The following is a 16,321-nucleotide window of genomic DNA, read 5'->3' on the forward strand; positions in this document are numbered from 1 at the left end:
TTATATGATTTATCTGCTTAATTAGCCAATACTACATCCTACCTCGACACCTAAATTTAATGCAAGTATGTTTGCCGTTAATGACCATTTTTACATGACGATACAGATTAGGGATACTCCCACAACAACTCAAATCGTTGCCATAACGTATATTGCATTTGTCATAAAATAAAACGCCCCGCAGATGCAGGGCGTTTCAATTATTGGTTTATCGATTACATTTTATAGCTAAGTTGTAATCCAGTTAACCATACATGGCCGGTTGCTTCACCACTATAGCCGATTGATGCTAAACCAAGTAAGTCTTGAGTTTCGTCAATCGGCGCATCGCCATGCATACGAATATAAGTGACACCAAGATCGACACTGAGATTCTTAGACATTTGGTAGCCCGCACCCATGCTAAACCATAGGCGATCTGAGTCAGGGATTGTAGTCGTACGATGCTCATCATCTACAGCTGTATTATCAAGCGCGATACCAGCACGTAAGGTTAATTGATCGTCAATGCTGTAAGTCGTGCCGATTGAGTAGCGCCAGTTATCTTTAAAGTTTTCTTCTTTAACAACGTCAGACTCAAGATCGCCAGTCGGTTTTACCTCACCAGGGAAATAAGCCACTAAACGCTCAAAGGTACTCCATTCTGTCCAGTTAACGCTGGCATGCACAGCCCAGTTTTCTGTTAGTTGGTGATATGATGCCAACTCAGCAAATGCAGGAAGCTCGATTGGTAGGTAACCCTCAATTTCAATGTCTTGCCCACCGTTGTAAACCACACCAGATACTGAACCGTCTAAATCGAGATCAACGCCACTGTGGTAGGCTAAACCAATCCGGTTGTTTGCATTAATTTGCCAACTTGCACCCGCTTTCCAGCCGTAACCAATGTCATCACCTTCCATCGATTTAAGCTCTGTGCCTGCCGCAGGCAATGCCGCTGATATTGTTGCTGGTACATTGGCTTTAATCGCATCAATCCAGCCAGGTGTTGTAGCGCTAACTTCGCCTTCACCATAAACCAAACGAAGACCAGCGCCCACTGTAACACTGTCATCAACGCGATAAGCGATATTCGGGTTAAATTCAACGGTGGTGATTGCGGTGTGGCTACCAAAAATAGCCGAGGCACTTGTGGTGTCGGTTTCAGTGGCTAAACCATAGTTAGAATTAACTGCAAGGCCCCAAGTCCAATTGTCATTGAGTTGATTAGAATAATAAAAGTTAGGTACAAGGGCATTGTCTGCCACATCGATTTCGTCAGCATCAATAACTACCGCATCTGAGCCTAACAAAGGAGAAGTGATACTCACATCACCTAACACATCGATATCTGGCATAACGTAAATGCCGCCAGCCGAAAGCTGACGACCTTCAAGGTAAGCTAACATCGCAGGATTACGTGCTTGCGTTGAGGCATTATCGGCAATAGCAGCTTCGCCTGCAAATGCGCGACCTAGGCCTGTTGCTGAAGATTCTGCAAGTTGAAAACCTGCTGCATTGACTTGAGTTGTTGCTCCAAATACGATGGCACTAATGGCCAAAGTTAACACTGTTTTTTTCATTATCATTCTCTGTGCTTAAGATCCATACTGCTTGAACCGGCCTTAAATAGAGTAAAAGCTCGATTCAAATGAGGCATCAGTTTACGGATCCCAACTCGCTTTGCAACAGGGGTTACCTTGCTAAAAGGGCTAAATAAGTCGATTTAAAACTGTGATCTAGTGCAATATTTTTAATTTTTATCTCACCTTACAACGTAAAAATAAAAATGACTGTACGCTCAAACTATCAAACTTATAGAAGTAAGTTAATTTAACAAATAAAAATAAACACTTAGCAAGTACTCATCCGAACGCTAGTTAACTTTTAAAACTGGGCGTGTCCACTTAATACCAAGATATAATGCGTGTTTTATCCAATTTCAAACATCAATAAATTTACAAAAAAAAATAAAAAAACCTCTCTTTGCCCGCAAAGAGAGGTTCTAAAACAGTAAATTTTCGCAACTTTAACGGCGCAAAATCCGTCAGTACGTGTTAACTACAGGTCAAGTTATGCAAACCATGCTGGGATGTTAGCTTCGTAATCACTGATGCTCTGTTCAAAAGACAAGGTCAACCCAATCGCATCTAATCCATTAAGTAATTTATGTCTTGCAGACTCGACCAAACTAAAACCAAACACCTTACCTGAAGGTGACGTGACGGTTAATGCTTGTAAATCGACGGTTATTTGTGCACCCTCGCTTGCTTCAACCTCATCCATTAGCTGTTGTACTTGCTCTGAAGGCAGCTTTACCGGTAATAAGCCATTATTAATGGAGTTACCATAAAAAATATCTGCAAACGTCGGAGCAATAATCACTCGCAAACCAAAGTCAGCTAACGCCCAAGGCGCATGCTCGCGAGATGAACCACAACCAAAGTTCTCTTGAGCGAGTAAAATAGAAGCCCCTTTGTAGCGAGGCTTATTTAACGCAAAATCAGGATTCGGTTGATCACCAGCATCGTCTAAATAACGCCAGTCATGAAATAAATGCACACCAAAGCCATCGCGAGTCACTTTAGACAAAAATTGCTTTGGAATAATCTGATCAGTATCGATATTGGCGCTATTAATGACTACCGCTAAACCGGTATGGGCAGTAAATGCTTGCATGTTTCTCTCCTATCTCGGTTTAGTATGGTTTACGGATATCGACAAAGTGACCAGCCACAGCTGCTGCAGCGGCCATTGCCGGACTCACCAAATGGGTGCGACTTCCACGCCCTTGACGCCCTTCAAAGTTACGGTTACTGGTTGATGCACAGCGATCACCCGGCTCTAAACGGTCATCGTTCATTGCTAAGCACATCGAGCATCCTGGTAAGCGCCATTCAAACCCGGCCTCAATAAAGATCTTATCTAAGCCTTCAGCTTCTGCTTGCAGTTTTACCTGGCCTGAACCCGGTACCACAATGGCCACCACCCCCTCAGCCACTTTACGATTTTTAGCATGAGCTGCTGCAGAACGTAAATCTTCGATACGTGAATTAGTACAAGAACCAATAAATACCTTGTTAATACTAATGTCGGTCATTTTAGTGCCGGGGGTTAAACCAATGTACTCTAATGCTTTTACCATACTGGTACGGTTAGTCATGTTAGGTTCATCTTGCGGGTTAGGGACCACACCATCAATAGCCACAACTTGTCCAGGGTTGGTCCCCCAGGTTAACTGTGGGGCAATATCTTTAGCCTCTAAAACCACTTCGGCATCAAACACTGCGTCAGCATCGGTTTTAAGTTGTGACCATGCGGCAACGGCTTGTTCCCATACGGCATCTTTGGGCGCAAACTCACGGCCTTTTAAGTAATCAAAAGTCGTTTGGTCAGGTGCCACCATGCCGGCTTTAGCGCCCATTTCAATGGCCATGTTACATAAGGTCATGCGACCTTCCATGGTTAACGCTTCAATGGCTTGGCCACAAAACTCAACCACATAACCTGTACCGCCATCCATACCTAGCTTACCGATAATCGCTAGTACAATATCTTTTGCCGTTACGCCATCAGTTACCTGGCCGCGTACTTCAACCTTCATGGTTTTGGCTTTTAATTGGCGTAAGGTTTGTGTTGCTAAAACATGCTCAACTTCTGATGTACCAATACCAAAGGCCAACGCACCAAATGCGCCATGAGTGGCTGTGTGTGAGTCGCCACACACAATGACTGTGCCAGGTAGAGTAATACCGAGCTCAGGCCCCATAACATGCACGATACCCTGGTTTGGGTGGTGAATGTCGTATAAACGCACGCCAAACTCTTTACAGTTTTGCGCTAGCGTTTCTACCTGTGTACGCGCCATTGGGCTTAAGGCATCTAAACTTGCGCTACGGGTCGAGGTATTATGATCCATAGTGGCAAAGGTTTTTTCTGGTGCGCGTAATTGACGTCCAGCCACTTTTAATCCACTAAAGGCTTGTGGTGATGTCACTTCATGCACTAAATGGCGATCAACATATACGATTGGCGCTTCACCTTCTGGGCTAGCAACAACGTGTGCATCCCATACTTTTTCATATAAGGTTTTACCTGTCACTTGGCTCATTTACACACCTTCTCTTATTGCCTGAGCGATAAAATCACCCATTTGTGCTGTCGATTTCGCTTCGTTGCGTTTATCTGCTGCTAGCAGTTCACCCGTTAGGTAACCACTTGCTAATGCTTTTGTTACCGCGCGCTCAATGGCACTTGCGGCTTCTTCTTGCTTTAAGCTATGACGTAACATTAATGCTGCTGATAAAATTTGTGCCACTGGGTTAGCAATGCCTTTGCCTGCAATATCAGGTGCACTACCACCGGCTGGTTCAAATAAACCAAAGCCTGTGCTGTTCATGCTCGCTGAAGATAATAACCCCATAGAGCCGGTTAACATGGCGATTTCATCTGACAAAATATCGCCAAATAAGTTTGAACATAACATCACGTCAAACTCGTCTGGACGACGCAGCAGTTGCATTGTCGCGTTATCAATATAAATGTGCTCTAAGGTCACATCAGGAAAGTCTTTAGCAACTTCTTCTACCACCTGGCGCCATAATACTGAGCAGGCTAACACGTTAGCTTTGTCTACTGAGGTCACTTTATTTTTACGGCCACGGGCGGCTTCAAATGCAATGCGCGCAATTCGGCTGATTTCGCGGCGGCTATAACGCATGGTATCAAACGCTTCTTCGTTTTCGCCCTCACCTTGGCGCCCTTTTGGCTTGCCAAAGTATATGCCACCGGTTAACTCACGCACACACAACACATCAAAGCCACGGGCTGATATGTCACTGCGAAGTGGCGACATATGCTCTAAACCATCGTGTAATTTTGCTGGGCGTAAATTACAAAATAGCTCAAAGTGACCCCGCAGAGGCAATAATGCACCACGCTCTGGCTGATCATTTGGTGGCAAGTGCTCCCACTTAGGGCCACCGACACTGCCGAATAAAATTGCATCTGCAGCTTCACACCCTTTTAAGGTTGCATCAGGTAATGGGCAACCATGGTTATCAATGGCGATACCGCCAACATCGTATTCGGTGTAGTGAATGTCTAGCCCAAAACGAGCTTCCACTTCAGTTAACACTTTACGTGCTTCAGCCATTACTTCCGGGCCAATACCATCACCCGACAACACTGCTATTTGATAACTCATACGCCACCTAACTCCCTTTCTTTATGGATCTGTTGTTTAAAATCAGCCACTTTATCTGCGCGGTACACTAGATTCATCACATGCACCAATGCTTGAGCAGAGGCCTCTACCACGTCTGTAGCTAAACCGACACCGTGGAACATTTGTTCGTTATATTTTGCGGTAATATCAACCTGCCCAAGTGCATTTTGGCCTTCGCCTTTTGCACTTAATTTATAATTGGTGATATTGATTTTGCGGTCAGTGGCACGGGCAATCGCATTGTATGCCGCGTCAACGGGGCCATTACCTGTTGCCGCTTCGGTAATATCTTTGCCATCAACGGCGATACGTACCGTGGCAGTTGCAACACCTTCAGTTGAGTCAGAGTGCACCATCATATGCTGAAGCGCATATTTATCGTCGTCTTGCGCCTGTGACTCCATAAATACCAATGCTTCTAAATCATAATCAAACACCTGGCCTTTTTTATCTGCTAGGGTTAAAAACTGCTCATACAGGCTGTCCATATCATAGTCGGTTGGCAAATAGCCCATTTCTTCCATACGGTGCTTAATCACATGGCGACCAGAGCGAGAAGTCATATTTAGGTTATTACGATTTAAACCTATACTCTCTGGGGTCATAATTTCGTACGTATTTTTTGCTTTTAACATACCGTCTTGGTGAATACCTGACGAATGCGAGAACGCATTGGTACCCACAATCGCTTTGTTAGCTTGAATTGGCATATTACAAAGCTGGCTGACTAACGATGATGTACGGTGAATTTCTTTGGCATTAATACCGCACTCTAAATTTAACAAGCCTTTACGAGTGGCCAAAATCATTGCGATTTCTTCTAACGAACAATTACCTGCACGCTCTCCGATACCGTTAATGGTACATTCAATTTGGCGCGCCCCCATTTCGACCGCGGCAATCGAGTTAGCCACCGACAAGCCTAAATCGTCATGACAATGTACAGAGATCACGGCTTTATCAATATTGGGGACACGGTTGAACAGTGTTTGAATAATGCCACCAAACTCGCTTGGAACGGTATACCCAACCGTATCAGGAATGTTAATGGTACGAGCCCCAGCGTTAATGGCAGCTTCAACCATACGGCACAAATTATCTATTGGTGTACGACCCGCATCTTCACAAGAAAATTCAACATCGTCAGTGAAGCGTCTTGCATATTTTACTGCACCGACAGCCATATCTAATACGTCATCAAATGAGCGTTTTAATTTACTTTCCACATGAATGGTCGACGTTGAAATAAAGGTATGAATTCGGAATTGGTCAGCCACAGACAAAGCTTGCGCCGCGGCATCAATGTCTTTTTCTAATGCACGCGATAACGCACACACACGACTGTTTTTAATGGTTTTGGCAATGGTTTGAACTGAGTGAAAGTCGCCTGGTGAAGACACAGGAAACCCCACCTCCATTACATCAACACCCAAACGCTCTAGAGCCAGCGCGATTTGTAGCTTTTCTTTAACGGTTAAGCTTGCAGCAAGTGCTTGTTCACCATCACGCAATGTTGTATCAAAAATTAAGACTCTATTGGACATCGAATTTCTCCATCGACCATCTTGTTTGTATTTCACCTAACTGCAAATATCACAACCGGCTCGTTTCAAAAGGGCTAAAAACAAAAAACCCCGCGACTATTAGCGCGGGGTTTGTGTAGGCTGAATGCGTTATTTCGCATGTAACACAAAGGACTCCGCGCAGTCTATGCGAGAGAGGAGTAGGAGTCCGAGTAAAATTGATTGTGTGTTCATGGTTTTAGTATTCACTTTAAACAATTTAATATTCACATTTAAGCAAACATTATTAAATATATATGCTGTAAAACTTTTCTATGCCTAATATTTAACGCGAGCAGGCGCTGCTGTCAACCCTAAATTACTCAACTTGAGAAAGATTACTAATGTACTAGTACTTCATTACAGCAAGTAAGCGATAATACTTCGTTGATTTACCTTCATAACCTATCTGGAACACCTAAGTGTGCAAGATCAAATTTTATCAATTTAACTGGCAACATCATTGATATTTTTGTGTAACAACACGCAAAAAATCGTATACTTCGAGCAATTAAATTTGAGAAGAAGCGATCGATGACGCGTGTGAAACCGGCTAATAAGAGTACATTTATTCAATTTACGAACTTTGTTTTTAGCTTATTCCTTTTTATCTTAGTTTCCCCTTCCTTTGCGATGCCATCACAAGAGCTATTGCTCAGTGAAGATATCATTCAAAGAACCCAATTACTCAGTGTGAGTGAGCAATTAAACGTCATCAATAGCATTAATTCGCAACGCTCAGAAGATGCAAACACCCTAATTACCGCACTTGAGAAAAAACATGCTCAACAACCTTTGGCCAATGCCGATGCTCTGAGACTGTCGCTTTTGCGTTGCTTTAATTTATTAGAGTTTGGAGAGTTAGACCAAGCTATTTCCTTATCCAAGCAAGGTGAGCTATCTGCAAGAGAATTAAAATATGATTCTGCAAGGCCTTACTTTATGTTGTGTGAGGCGTCGGCTAGGCAGACCCTTGGCCAAATGTTACAAGAACAACTTCTCACAGAAGAGGCTTTACGCCTTGCTAAACGTTATTCTGAAAAACAAGCGATTGTTAATAGTCTCTATTTAAAAAGCAGGCAAAACACTAGCCTTGAAAACTACAATCAATCAATTGAAGATTTGCGTTTAGCACTTGATTTATTTGATGAATCATTAGAACAATTTCAACATTGGTATTTATTACCTTTATCTTACTTAAAAGCTGAAATATCAAACGTATTTTTTTCTATGGGTGATACTGAAGAATCTCTACATTTTGCTGAATTAGCGAACTCAGATCCTTCTGCATTTGGAAAACTAAATTTCGCTTATGCCATTAATCTAGCAAGAATTAATATTGTTTTTAATAATAGAGATAAAGTCATTTTTTATCTCGCTGCTGCTGAAGCTGAAAATACTAAAAACACGGCAGAAAAAGATATTGCAATTGGTAACGCAATTCTTGCAGGAATAAACCTATATGTAGGTAATACTGATTTAGCAACTAAGCAAGCATTATCAAGCATTGAGGTACTAACCAAATACCAAGAACCACTTTACGTTATGCGCATTAAACGCACGTTAGCAAAGGTGTATTTTGCGCAACAAAAAGATGCACAGGCATTAGCACTGCTGCATGAGATTATTGAACAGGCAACCCAGGCAAAACAGTTTTCAGATTTAGAAGAGTTTAATCAAATTGTCAGTGAATATTACGCAAGTAAAAACCTATTTGAATCTGCCTATCATTACCAAGTTGAACGCTTTAATGCTGCAAAGCAAGCCAATAGTAAATTAAACAATGCTCATTTTATGCAGTACAAAGCGCAACTAACAGCGCAAAACGACACGCCTCAAACAATTGAAACCCCAACCATAAGCCTTGGACAAAATCTGGCAATCGCGGCTCTTATTATTTTGCTTTTATCTATCGGATTAGTGCTCTTTTTAATCAAAAAGCCTCTTATGCTAACCGATAACGATAAAGAGGAAACCCAAGAGCAGCGCATTAACGCTTTGCTCAATAATGCTAAACAAGGCCACTACCAACTCAGTATGTTGTTAGTGAATGTCAATCATATGCGTCAAGTGGACATGCCGCATTTAATGCAACAGTTTCAACACACGCTTCGCGAACAAGATCAGCTATTTCGCCACAATCTAGATGAAGTGATTATTTTATTACCACACACTTCTACCGAGGGCGCCACACGCGTCATGCATCAAATCGAACAAGTGTTAACGCAATGGCCAGCTGACAACAAAAAAAGTATCGGTATTGCCAACCTGCAATTACTGGATACATTTGAAGGATTAATGAAAAAAGCGGTGTTAAACCAATTAAGTAAAATGAAACCACAAGATACGTCATCAACTTAACCATTAAGCTGACGCGATAACGGCAAGGGGCTAAGCGCTAGCCCTTTGTAAGATAGTCACTAATTTCATCTAAAAACTCACCGCCAAATCTATCCAGTTTGATTTGCCCAACCCCGTTAACGGCAAGCATTTCACCAGGGCTGGTTGGGAGCATGGCAGACATTTCTGCAAGCGTGGCATCGTTAAACACCAAATACGGCGGGATATCATGCTGCTCTGCTAACTCCCGGCGCAGCAATTTTAATCGAGCAAATAATTTTCGATCATATTGTTGTACTGCTCGAGTCGTTGATTTGCGTTTAACATCAAGCAACTGAATTCTCGGCTCAGCCAACATCAAAGTCATTTCCGCTTTTAGAATAGTTCTTGCAGCAGGATTTAACCTAATACTTGAGCCTCTAGTAATATCCTGACTTGCTAACCCTAGATGGATTAACTGTCGCAGCACGCTCAACCAGTGTTCCGTCGACTTGTCAGCACCAATACCCCATGTAGTTAATTTGTCATGCCCGCGATCAATCACATTCGCGGCTTTAGAGCCCCGAAGAACATCAATCACATGATGAATACCAAAGCGTTGCTGTAAACGGTAAATACACGACAACACTTTTTGAGCATCTTCAGTGCCATCGTATCGCTTAGGCGGGTCTAAACAGATATCGCAGTTACCGCAGGGCTCAGATGCCACTTCGTCAAAATAGTGCAGCAATACTTGTCGCCGACAGGTTTGCGCTTCAGCAAAGGCGGCCATAGTATGTAATTTATGAAACTCCACCTGCTGTTGAGGCCCCGGTTCAGACTGTTCTATTAAGTGCCTTACACGCCCAATGTCGGCAGGGTCAAACAACATATACGCTTCAGCATCTAGGCCATCTCGGCCCGCACGACCGGTTTCTTGGTAATAGGCTTCGATACTTTTAGGGATATCATAATGCACCACAAAACGGACGTTAGATTTGTTAATCCCCATGCCAAAAGCTACTGTGGCAACAACAATATCAACCTGATCTTTTAAAAACTTATCTTGTACGTCTGCACGATCTTCCTGGCTCATACCTGCATGGTAAGCCTGGGCATTAAACCCTTGTAAACGCAGGCGGTCTGCCACCTCATCGACACGACGTCGGCTACTGCAATATACAATACCACTGGCGCCATTTTGTGCACTGACAAACTGACGTAACTGATTTGAAGCATTCAGCTTTTCTGCCACAGTGTAACGAATATTAGGTCGGTCAAAACTCGACAACAGTGTGTAAGGTACAATATTAAGACGCTCACAAATACTTAAGCGGGTGGCGTGATCTGCCGTTGCGGTTAATGCCATCAACGGAATATAAGGAAATTGAATTTTTAACTGTCCAAGCGCTGCATACTCAGGCCTAAAATCATGGCCCCATTGGCTTATACAATGCGCTTCATCGACCGCAAACATTGACACATCAACCGATTGCAAACGCTCCATAAAATCTGGGCGCAATAATCGCTCTGGCGATACGTACAATAGCTTAATTTCACCTGTATGCAGTTTGCGCAGCACCTCTGCACTTTGTTCGCGAGGCAATGAAGAATTAAGATATGCAGCCGACACACCACTTTGCAATAAACTGTCGACCTGATCTTTCATCAAAGATATCAGTGGCGACACAACAATAGTCACCCCCGGCAACACCAAAGCAGGCAACTGGTAACACATACTCTTACCGCCACCGGTAGGCATAATCACTAAGGTGTCTTGCCCCTGCAAACTGCGCTCAATAACGTCTCGCTGCCCTTGACGAAAATCACGATAGCCAAACACCTGCTGCAATCTTGCAGACAAGATGTCCTGCTCAGAGGTTAGGGAGTCAAGCGGCATTATAGGCGTCGAAGTCAGGTTATCCATTCATACTATGATGTCATTTAAAGGACGCCCATTTTAAAGCACTCAGCCAAAGAAGTCTTGGTGCAAAATACGATTGTCGATGATTAACACGCCATTGGTGATTGAGTATTGAGCACTTTAGGGTTAGATTAAATACTCTATGCGCGTTGAAAATAAATACAAAAATAATAAACACGACAAGGATTCCCCATGAGTTCATCAATTCAAGATCAGGTTTTACAGCAGGTTGCTGAGGTTTTTGACAAACATGTGCCGTTTCACAATTTACTCGGTTTAGACATAAAACATTACGACATCAATGGCGTTGAAGTCGTGATTAAAATGAAACCCGAGCTTATCGGTAACATCCACCAAAATATTCTTCATGGCGGCGTTACGGCAACATTGCTCGATGTTGTTGGTGGCCTTACCGCTTTTGCTGGGTTAGTTGCCAGCCGGGATGACTGGTCAATTGAAGAGTTACAACAACGCTTAACGACATTAGGCACCATTGATATGCGGGTCGATTTTTTACGCCCTGGCCGCGGAGAAGTGTTCACTGGTACAGGAACCGTTATTCGTGCAGGCAACCGGGTATCTGTTTGCAAGATGGAGCTGCACAACGAACTCGGCACTCACATTGCGTTCGGTACTGGTACCTACATGGTGGGCTAGAAAATACCCACACCGCCACAATAAAGTGACACATCTCGCAATAAAAGAAATCACTGAATAACTTGTATCATTAAAAGGGGCGACCTACAATCGCCCCTCCTTCGCTTTTACCAACGTAGATAACTATGCCTGATTTAGAATACCGTAAAGGGGTTTTTCTCGCGATTTGCGCCTACACCATCTGGGGTGTCGCCCCTTTGTATTTCAAGCTTCTCCACCAGGTTCCTGCCACTGATATTTTAATGCACCGTGTTATATGGTCGTTTCTGTTTATGGTTGTGTTAATGCAATTTATTGGGGGATTTAGTCGCTTACGTCTTATTCTGAAACAACCTAAACAACTACTGATTTTACTGTGTACTTCAATCTTAATAGCCGCTAACTGGCTGATTTTTATTTGGGCAGTTAATAACGACCACATGCTCGACGCAAGCTTAGGGTATTTTATTAACCCATTATTTAACGTGTTACTCGGCATGGTGTTTTTAGGCGAGCGCTTACGAAATTTACAATGGATTGCAGTCGCATTAGCCAGTATTGGAGTTTTGGTGCAACTGATTTCATTTGGCTCAATTCCACTCGTATCTTTGGCCCTCGCAGCCAGTTTTGGGTTTTACGGTTTGCTGCGTAAAAAAGTCAACATTGATGCAAAATCCGGTTTACTGGTTGAAACCGCCATTTTACTCCCCGCAGCATTAGGTTACCTGTTACTAACCTTAGACAGCTCACCCGTTAGCATGTTAACCAACAGTATCAACCTCAACTTACTTTTACTCGCTGCTGGCGTCGTTACTACTATCCCCCTTTTATGTTTTGCCGGTGCGGCAGTCAGGATTCCATTTTCTATTTTAGGCTTCTTTCAATACATAGGCCCGAGCATCATGTTCATTTTAGCGGTAAAGTTGTTTAATGAACCCTTTGATATAGAAAAAGGAATTACCTTTTGTTTTATATGGGCAGCACTGCTAATTTTTATTAGCGACATGGTATTACAACGTCAACGACGCAATGTAGCAGCCACTAAGCAAGCTCAATAAATTACCTTTTTGACCCTATTGCCTGAGCGCTTGCATGTAATTGTGCAAGTGCTTGCTCAGCATCAATGACACTTACCAAAATCAGCGTTTTTTCAGCTGTCGGTAGCATAAGTACCTGAGTAGGATCGGTTATCGATAATAGCGCCTTAGCCTTGTTATTCAGCGAAAACCAACCAAGTGAATAACCTGGTAGCCCCAATCCATTAGTACGCCATTTAGCCGCGTATTCAGGCTCGTTAATCAGGTTGATAATACGTGCTTGCGTAACATCGACATTGCTCATATCAAAGCTATTCGAATACAACGGAATATTCACCTGCAACTGAGTGTCATCCCACAAAATAGCGCTGCTAAACGATTGGTAGAGCGTAAATACAAACAGCCCCATTAGCGGCAACATCACACCTAAGGTGAGGTATTTTGCATTACTCGGGAGCGGCTTGATAAAGATAAATACCGTTAAAGCGAGTAAACCTAACAATAAAGCAATAACGCTGTATATCGCTCCAGAACCAAGTGGAGCTAACTCGATACTATTCATATATCTCCTTTAACAAACCCATTGTGCATTAATAGGTGATGACTTAGCAAAAGTGTAAAAGACCATAAACAAGACATATCACTGAATGAGTTTCCCATAAAAAATGCCGGATTAACCGGCATTTTTATTGTACGTATCAATGATAAGTTGAGCGGTAAAATTTTATAAATCGAGCGCTAAAATTTTTGAACGACGCTGATAGTTATACAACTGCTTTTTCTTGTTAGGTAATTCATCGACATCAACAATATTAAAGCCATGCTCTAAAAACCAATGAATACTGCGAGTCGTTAAGGCAAATAAACGTGAATAACCACGCACTCGGGCTTGGCCAATAATGTTATTTAATAAAATACTGCCACGATCAGCATCACGATAATCAGGATGCACCACTAAACACGCAAACTCACCAGCGTTATCTTCCTCAAACGGATAAAGAGCCGCGCAACCAATCACTAAGTTGTCACGCTCAACCAGCATAAACTGCTCAATTTCCATTTCAAGTTGCTCACGAGAGCGACGCACTAAAATACCCTGCTCTTCCAATGGACGAATAAGATTTAAAATACCGCCAATGTCACTAATGGTTGCACGGCGTAAACGCTCTGCACTTTGGGTAACAATTTGAGTACCAATCCCTTCGCGGGAAAATAACTCTTGTAGTAGTGCGCCATCGTCTAAATAGCTCACCAAATGACAACGTGGTACGCCGCGCCGACAGGCTTCTACACTGGCTTTTAAAAATGCCATAGTCCCAACTGACGCTATGCTATCTGGGCTCATGGTTTTAAGCATTTCTTCAACATCATCAGGCATGAGTTCAGCAATTACCTCACCGTTGTCGCCCACAATGCCATTGGTTTCACTAAAGCCAATAATTTTATCGGCTTTAAGCTTAATAGCCACTTGAGTGGCAACTTCTTCAGCCGTTAAATTAAAGCTTTCACCGGTCACAGACGCCGCGATAGGCCCCATCAACACAATGCCATTATTATCTAACTGACGACGTAAACCTTGAGCATCGATACGACGTACCTTACCACTCAAGCAAAAATCAACACCGTCATCAACGCCAAGTGGTTGAGCAATAACAAAATTACCACTTACCACGTTAATCTGTGCGTTTTGCATTGGGGTATTACCCAAACTCATCGACAACCTTGCAGTGATATCAAATTGTGTCGCACCTGCAACCTGCTTAATAATTTTTAAGCTATCTTCGTCTGTTATACGCACACCGTTATGATAGACAGGCTCAATACCCGCGGCTTTTAACCCTGCATCAATTTGCGGCCTCGCGCCGTAAACCAACACCACTTCAATGCCGAGTGAATGCAGTAAGGCAACATCATTTAAAATGCCACGAAATTGCGGATGCGCTAATGCTTCGCCACCTAACATGACGACGAAAGTTTTACCTCTATGTGCATTAACATAAGGAGCAGAATGACGAAATCCATCAACCAGTTCGGTGGTTCTCACAGGCAAATTCACCTCGGTATTAGTTTGGTGTTAGACACGCTTACAAAGGTTTCACCATTGTAAGCCAGAAATTTGTTAACCATTTATTTAACCATGCAATGCTATTGCATTTTAATTCACTTTTAAAGCATTTTATTTCACATTGGGTAAAAAATAGTTTGCAGGTTAAGTGTGAAAAAATCATTACAGCCAAAAAGTTAGTTTAACTTAACCGGCTATTTTGCTTTACGCACTTTTTATCGCTCAAACAGCATATTCAGTACAGTATAGCTTATTTTCTTTGGACATAAAAAAAGCCCCAATTAAGGGGCTTTTTTAAGATTCTAAAATCAATTACTTGATTTTAGCTTCTTTGTAGATAACGTGCTGACGAATTACTGGATCAAATTTCTTGATTTCCATTTTCTCAGGCATGTTACGCTTGTTCTTTTCAGTAGTGTAGAAGTGACCAGTTTTAGCAGTAGATACTAATTTGATCTTCTCACGATTACCTTTAGATTTAGCCATTTTCTATTATACCTTCTCGCCACGGGCACGAAGTTCAGCAACAACAACTTCGATACCTTTCTTGTCGATAATACGGATACCTTTAGTAGATACACGTAATTGTACGAAACGCTTTTCTTCTTCTAACCAAAAACGGTGGTTTTGTAGGTTAGGTAAAAAACGACGACGAGTCGCGTTTTTTGCGTGCGAACGGTTGTTACCAACCATTGGCTTCTTGCCAGTTACTTGGCATACTCTTGACATGTCAATCTTCTCCAAAACAAATTTTTAACGCTCGAGCATTAATGTGCCTCGTATGGCCGTCGCCCGAGGCACAAAGAGGGCGCATTTTATACACGATTGACCATATAAGATCAAGCAGTGTTTATACAATCCACCCTCGCTCGGCAAAGGAGACTATCTCCTGATCACCTACAACCATATGATCTAACAAAGAAACATCTATGGTTGCCAATGCATTTTTTATTCGCTCAGTTATTCGCCGATCAGCCTGACTTGGCTCAGCAATGCCAGACGGGTGATTGTGACACACTATCACCGCCGCTGCTTTTTTCTCCAAAACAAGGCTTACAACCTCGCGAGGATAAACCGAAGCAGAATCGATGGTGCCACGAAATAATTCTACAAATTGAATGACTCTATGTTGGGTATCCAACAATAGTAAGGCGAACACTTCATAGGATCGGTCTGCCAATTGTCTCATTAAATAGTCCCGAGTTAAATCAGGATTTGTCAAAATTTGTCCTCTTTGTAGATTTTCATGAGCAATTCGCTTAGAAATTTCAGCTGCGGCTTGTAATTGAGCATATTTTACCGGCCCAACACCGGCTAATTTGCACACCTGGCTTTTAGACGCGCTTAATAAACTGCGCAAACCACCAAATTGATTTATCATTTCTCGAGCTAAATCCACTGCATTTTGTCCAGCCAAGCCATTACGTAATATCACAGCGAGTAATTCGGCATCAGACAATTGCCCTGCGCCATTAAGTAATAACTTTTCCCTGTGGCCAATCTTTAATTCCCATGTAGGCTCCTTGCGCTAAGTAAGACACCATCACATCGACAGTTATCAACATTAGCTAC

13 protein-coding genes and 1 pseudogene are annotated in these 16,321 nt (G+C 42.6%); 3 read left to right on the forward strand and 11 right to left on the reverse strand.

The annotated features are described in order from the left end of the window. Window positions 1–215 precede the first annotated feature (215 nt). From IEW93_RS16255 to leuA, 5 genes are all read right to left on the reverse strand, one after another. Window positions 216–1,562 (reverse strand): outer membrane protein transport protein, encoded by a 1,347-nt coding sequence (locus IEW93_RS16255; protein ID WP_188740344.1) that lies wholly within the window; start codon window positions 1,560–1,562, stop codon window positions 216–218. A gap of 490 nt (window positions 1,563–2,052) precedes the next feature. After that, window positions 2,053–2,658, reverse strand: a complete 606-nt coding sequence (gene leuD / locus IEW93_RS16260) for a 3-isopropylmalate dehydratase small subunit (RefSeq protein WP_188740345.1) — start codon at window positions 2,656–2,658, stop codon at window positions 2,053–2,055. 19 nt (window positions 2,659–2,677) lie between these two features. Further along, the gene (leuC, locus tag IEW93_RS16265) at window positions 2,678–4,090 is read right to left on the reverse strand and encodes a 3-isopropylmalate dehydratase large subunit (RefSeq protein WP_188740346.1); all 1,413 of its coding nucleotides are present in this window, start codon (window positions 4,088–4,090) and stop codon (window positions 2,678–2,680) included. Then, entirely contained in the window at window positions 4,091–5,185 is a 1,095-nt protein-coding gene (gene leuB / locus IEW93_RS16270; protein ID WP_188740347.1) for a 3-isopropylmalate dehydrogenase, read from the reverse strand. Then, window positions 5,182–6,750, reverse strand: coding sequence for a 2-isopropylmalate synthase (gene leuA / locus IEW93_RS16275; protein WP_188740348.1), 1,569 nt, complete (start codon window positions 6,748–6,750; stop codon window positions 5,182–5,184). The genes leuB and leuA overlap by 4 nt, the downstream gene beginning before the upstream one ends. Window positions 6,751–7,302: 552 nt before the next feature. Between leuA and IEW93_RS16280 the strand changes: the two genes are divergently transcribed. Continuing rightward, window positions 7,303–9,129: a nucleotidyl cyclase domain-containing protein gene (locus IEW93_RS16280; RefSeq protein ID WP_188740349.1), complete on the forward strand. Its 1,827-nt coding sequence runs from the start codon at window positions 7,303–7,305 to the stop codon at window positions 9,127–9,129. A 37-nt stretch (window positions 9,130–9,166) separates the two neighbouring features. Here IEW93_RS16280 and recQ read toward each other — a convergent pair whose 3' ends face one another. After that, the gene (gene recQ, locus IEW93_RS16285; RefSeq protein WP_188740350.1) at window positions 9,167–10,987 is read right to left on the reverse strand and encodes a DNA helicase RecQ; all 1,821 of its coding nucleotides are present in this window, start codon (window positions 10,985–10,987) and stop codon (window positions 9,167–9,169) included. 216 nt (window positions 10,988–11,203) lie between these two features. Between recQ and IEW93_RS16290 the strand changes: the two genes are divergently transcribed. Next, on the forward strand, window positions 11,204–11,668 hold the full coding sequence (locus tag IEW93_RS16290; protein ID WP_188740351.1) for a thioesterase family protein: 465 nt from the start codon (window positions 11,204–11,206) through the stop codon (window positions 11,666–11,668). 125 nt (window positions 11,669–11,793) lie between these two features. After that, window positions 11,794–12,705: an EamA family transporter RarD gene (rarD, locus tag IEW93_RS16295; RefSeq protein WP_188740352.1), complete on the forward strand. Its 912-nt coding sequence runs from the start codon at window positions 11,794–11,796 to the stop codon at window positions 12,703–12,705. Window position 12,706: 1 nt separating this feature from the next. Here the strand turns inward: rarD and IEW93_RS16300 are convergent, their stop codons facing one another. The 5 genes and pseudogenes from IEW93_RS16300 to radC all read right to left on the reverse strand — a co-directional run bounded on the left by IEW93_RS16300 (window position 12,707) and on the right by radC (window position 16,263). After that, complete coding sequence (locus IEW93_RS16300) at window positions 12,707–13,246, reverse strand: PH domain-containing protein (protein ID WP_188740353.1); 540 nt, start codon at window positions 13,244–13,246, stop codon at window positions 12,707–12,709. 162 nt (window positions 13,247–13,408) lie between these two features. Next, window positions 13,409–14,728 carry an amino-acid N-acetyltransferase gene (argA, locus tag IEW93_RS16305; RefSeq protein WP_188740354.1) on the reverse strand — a complete coding sequence of 440 codons (1,320 nt, stop codon included), beginning with the start codon at window positions 14,726–14,728 and terminating at the stop codon, window positions 13,409–13,411. Window positions 14,729–15,061: 333 nt separating this feature from the next. Beyond that, window positions 15,062–15,235: a 50S ribosomal protein L33 gene (gene rpmG / locus IEW93_RS16310; protein ID WP_160054468.1), complete on the reverse strand. Its 174-nt coding sequence runs from the start codon at window positions 15,233–15,235 to the stop codon at window positions 15,062–15,064. 6 nt (window positions 15,236–15,241) lie between these two features. After that, complete coding sequence (gene rpmB / locus IEW93_RS16315) at window positions 15,242–15,478, reverse strand: 50S ribosomal protein L28 (RefSeq protein ID WP_160054466.1); 237 nt, start codon at window positions 15,476–15,478, stop codon at window positions 15,242–15,244. Window positions 15,479–15,599: 121 nt separating this feature from the next. Continuing rightward, a pseudogene (gene radC, locus IEW93_RS16320) lies at window positions 15,600–16,263 on the reverse strand (RadC family protein). Window positions 16,264–16,321: the final 58 nt, after the last annotated feature.

Origin of the sequence: Shewanella inventionis (assembly GCF_014641855.1) — a bacterium.
In the GTDB taxonomy this organism is placed as follows: domain Bacteria; phylum Pseudomonadota; class Gammaproteobacteria; order Enterobacterales; family Shewanellaceae; genus Shewanella; species Shewanella inventionis.

Coding starts and splice junctions, on each gene's coding strand:
- IEW93_RS16255 (WP_188740344.1), bottom strand. CDS start 1,562: ATGAAAAAAACAGTGTTAACTTTGGCCATTAGTGCCATCGTATTTGGA.
- leuD (WP_188740345.1), bottom strand. CDS start 2,658: ATGCAAGCATTTACTGCCCATACCGGTTTAGCGGTAGTCATTAATAGC.
- leuC (WP_188740346.1), bottom strand. CDS start 4,090: ATGAGCCAAGTGACAGGTAAAACCTTATATGAAAAAGTATGGGATGCA.
- leuB (WP_188740347.1), bottom strand. CDS start 5,185: ATGAGTTATCAAATAGCAGTGTTGTCGGGTGATGGTATTGGCCCGGAA.
- leuA (WP_188740348.1), bottom strand. CDS start 6,750: ATGTCCAATAGAGTCTTAATTTTTGATACAACATTGCGTGATGGTGAA.
- IEW93_RS16280 (WP_188740349.1), top strand. CDS start 7,303: ATGACGCGTGTGAAACCGGCTAATAAGAGTACATTTATTCAATTTACG.
- recQ (WP_188740350.1), bottom strand. CDS start 10,987: ATGCCGCTTGACTCCCTAACCTCTGAGCAGGACATCTTGTCTGCAAGA.
- IEW93_RS16290 (WP_188740351.1), top strand. CDS start 11,204: ATGAGTTCATCAATTCAAGATCAGGTTTTACAGCAGGTTGCTGAGGTT.
- rarD (WP_188740352.1), top strand. CDS start 11,794: ATGCCTGATTTAGAATACCGTAAAGGGGTTTTTCTCGCGATTTGCGCC.
- IEW93_RS16300 (WP_188740353.1), bottom strand. CDS start 13,246: ATGAATAGTATCGAGTTAGCTCCACTTGGTTCTGGAGCGATATACAGC.
- rpmG (WP_160054468.1), bottom strand. CDS start 15,235: ATGGCTAAATCTAAAGGTAATCGTGAGAAGATCAAATTAGTATCTACT.
- rpmB (WP_160054466.1), bottom strand. CDS start 15,478: ATGTCAAGAGTATGCCAAGTAACTGGCAAGAAGCCAATGGTTGGTAAC.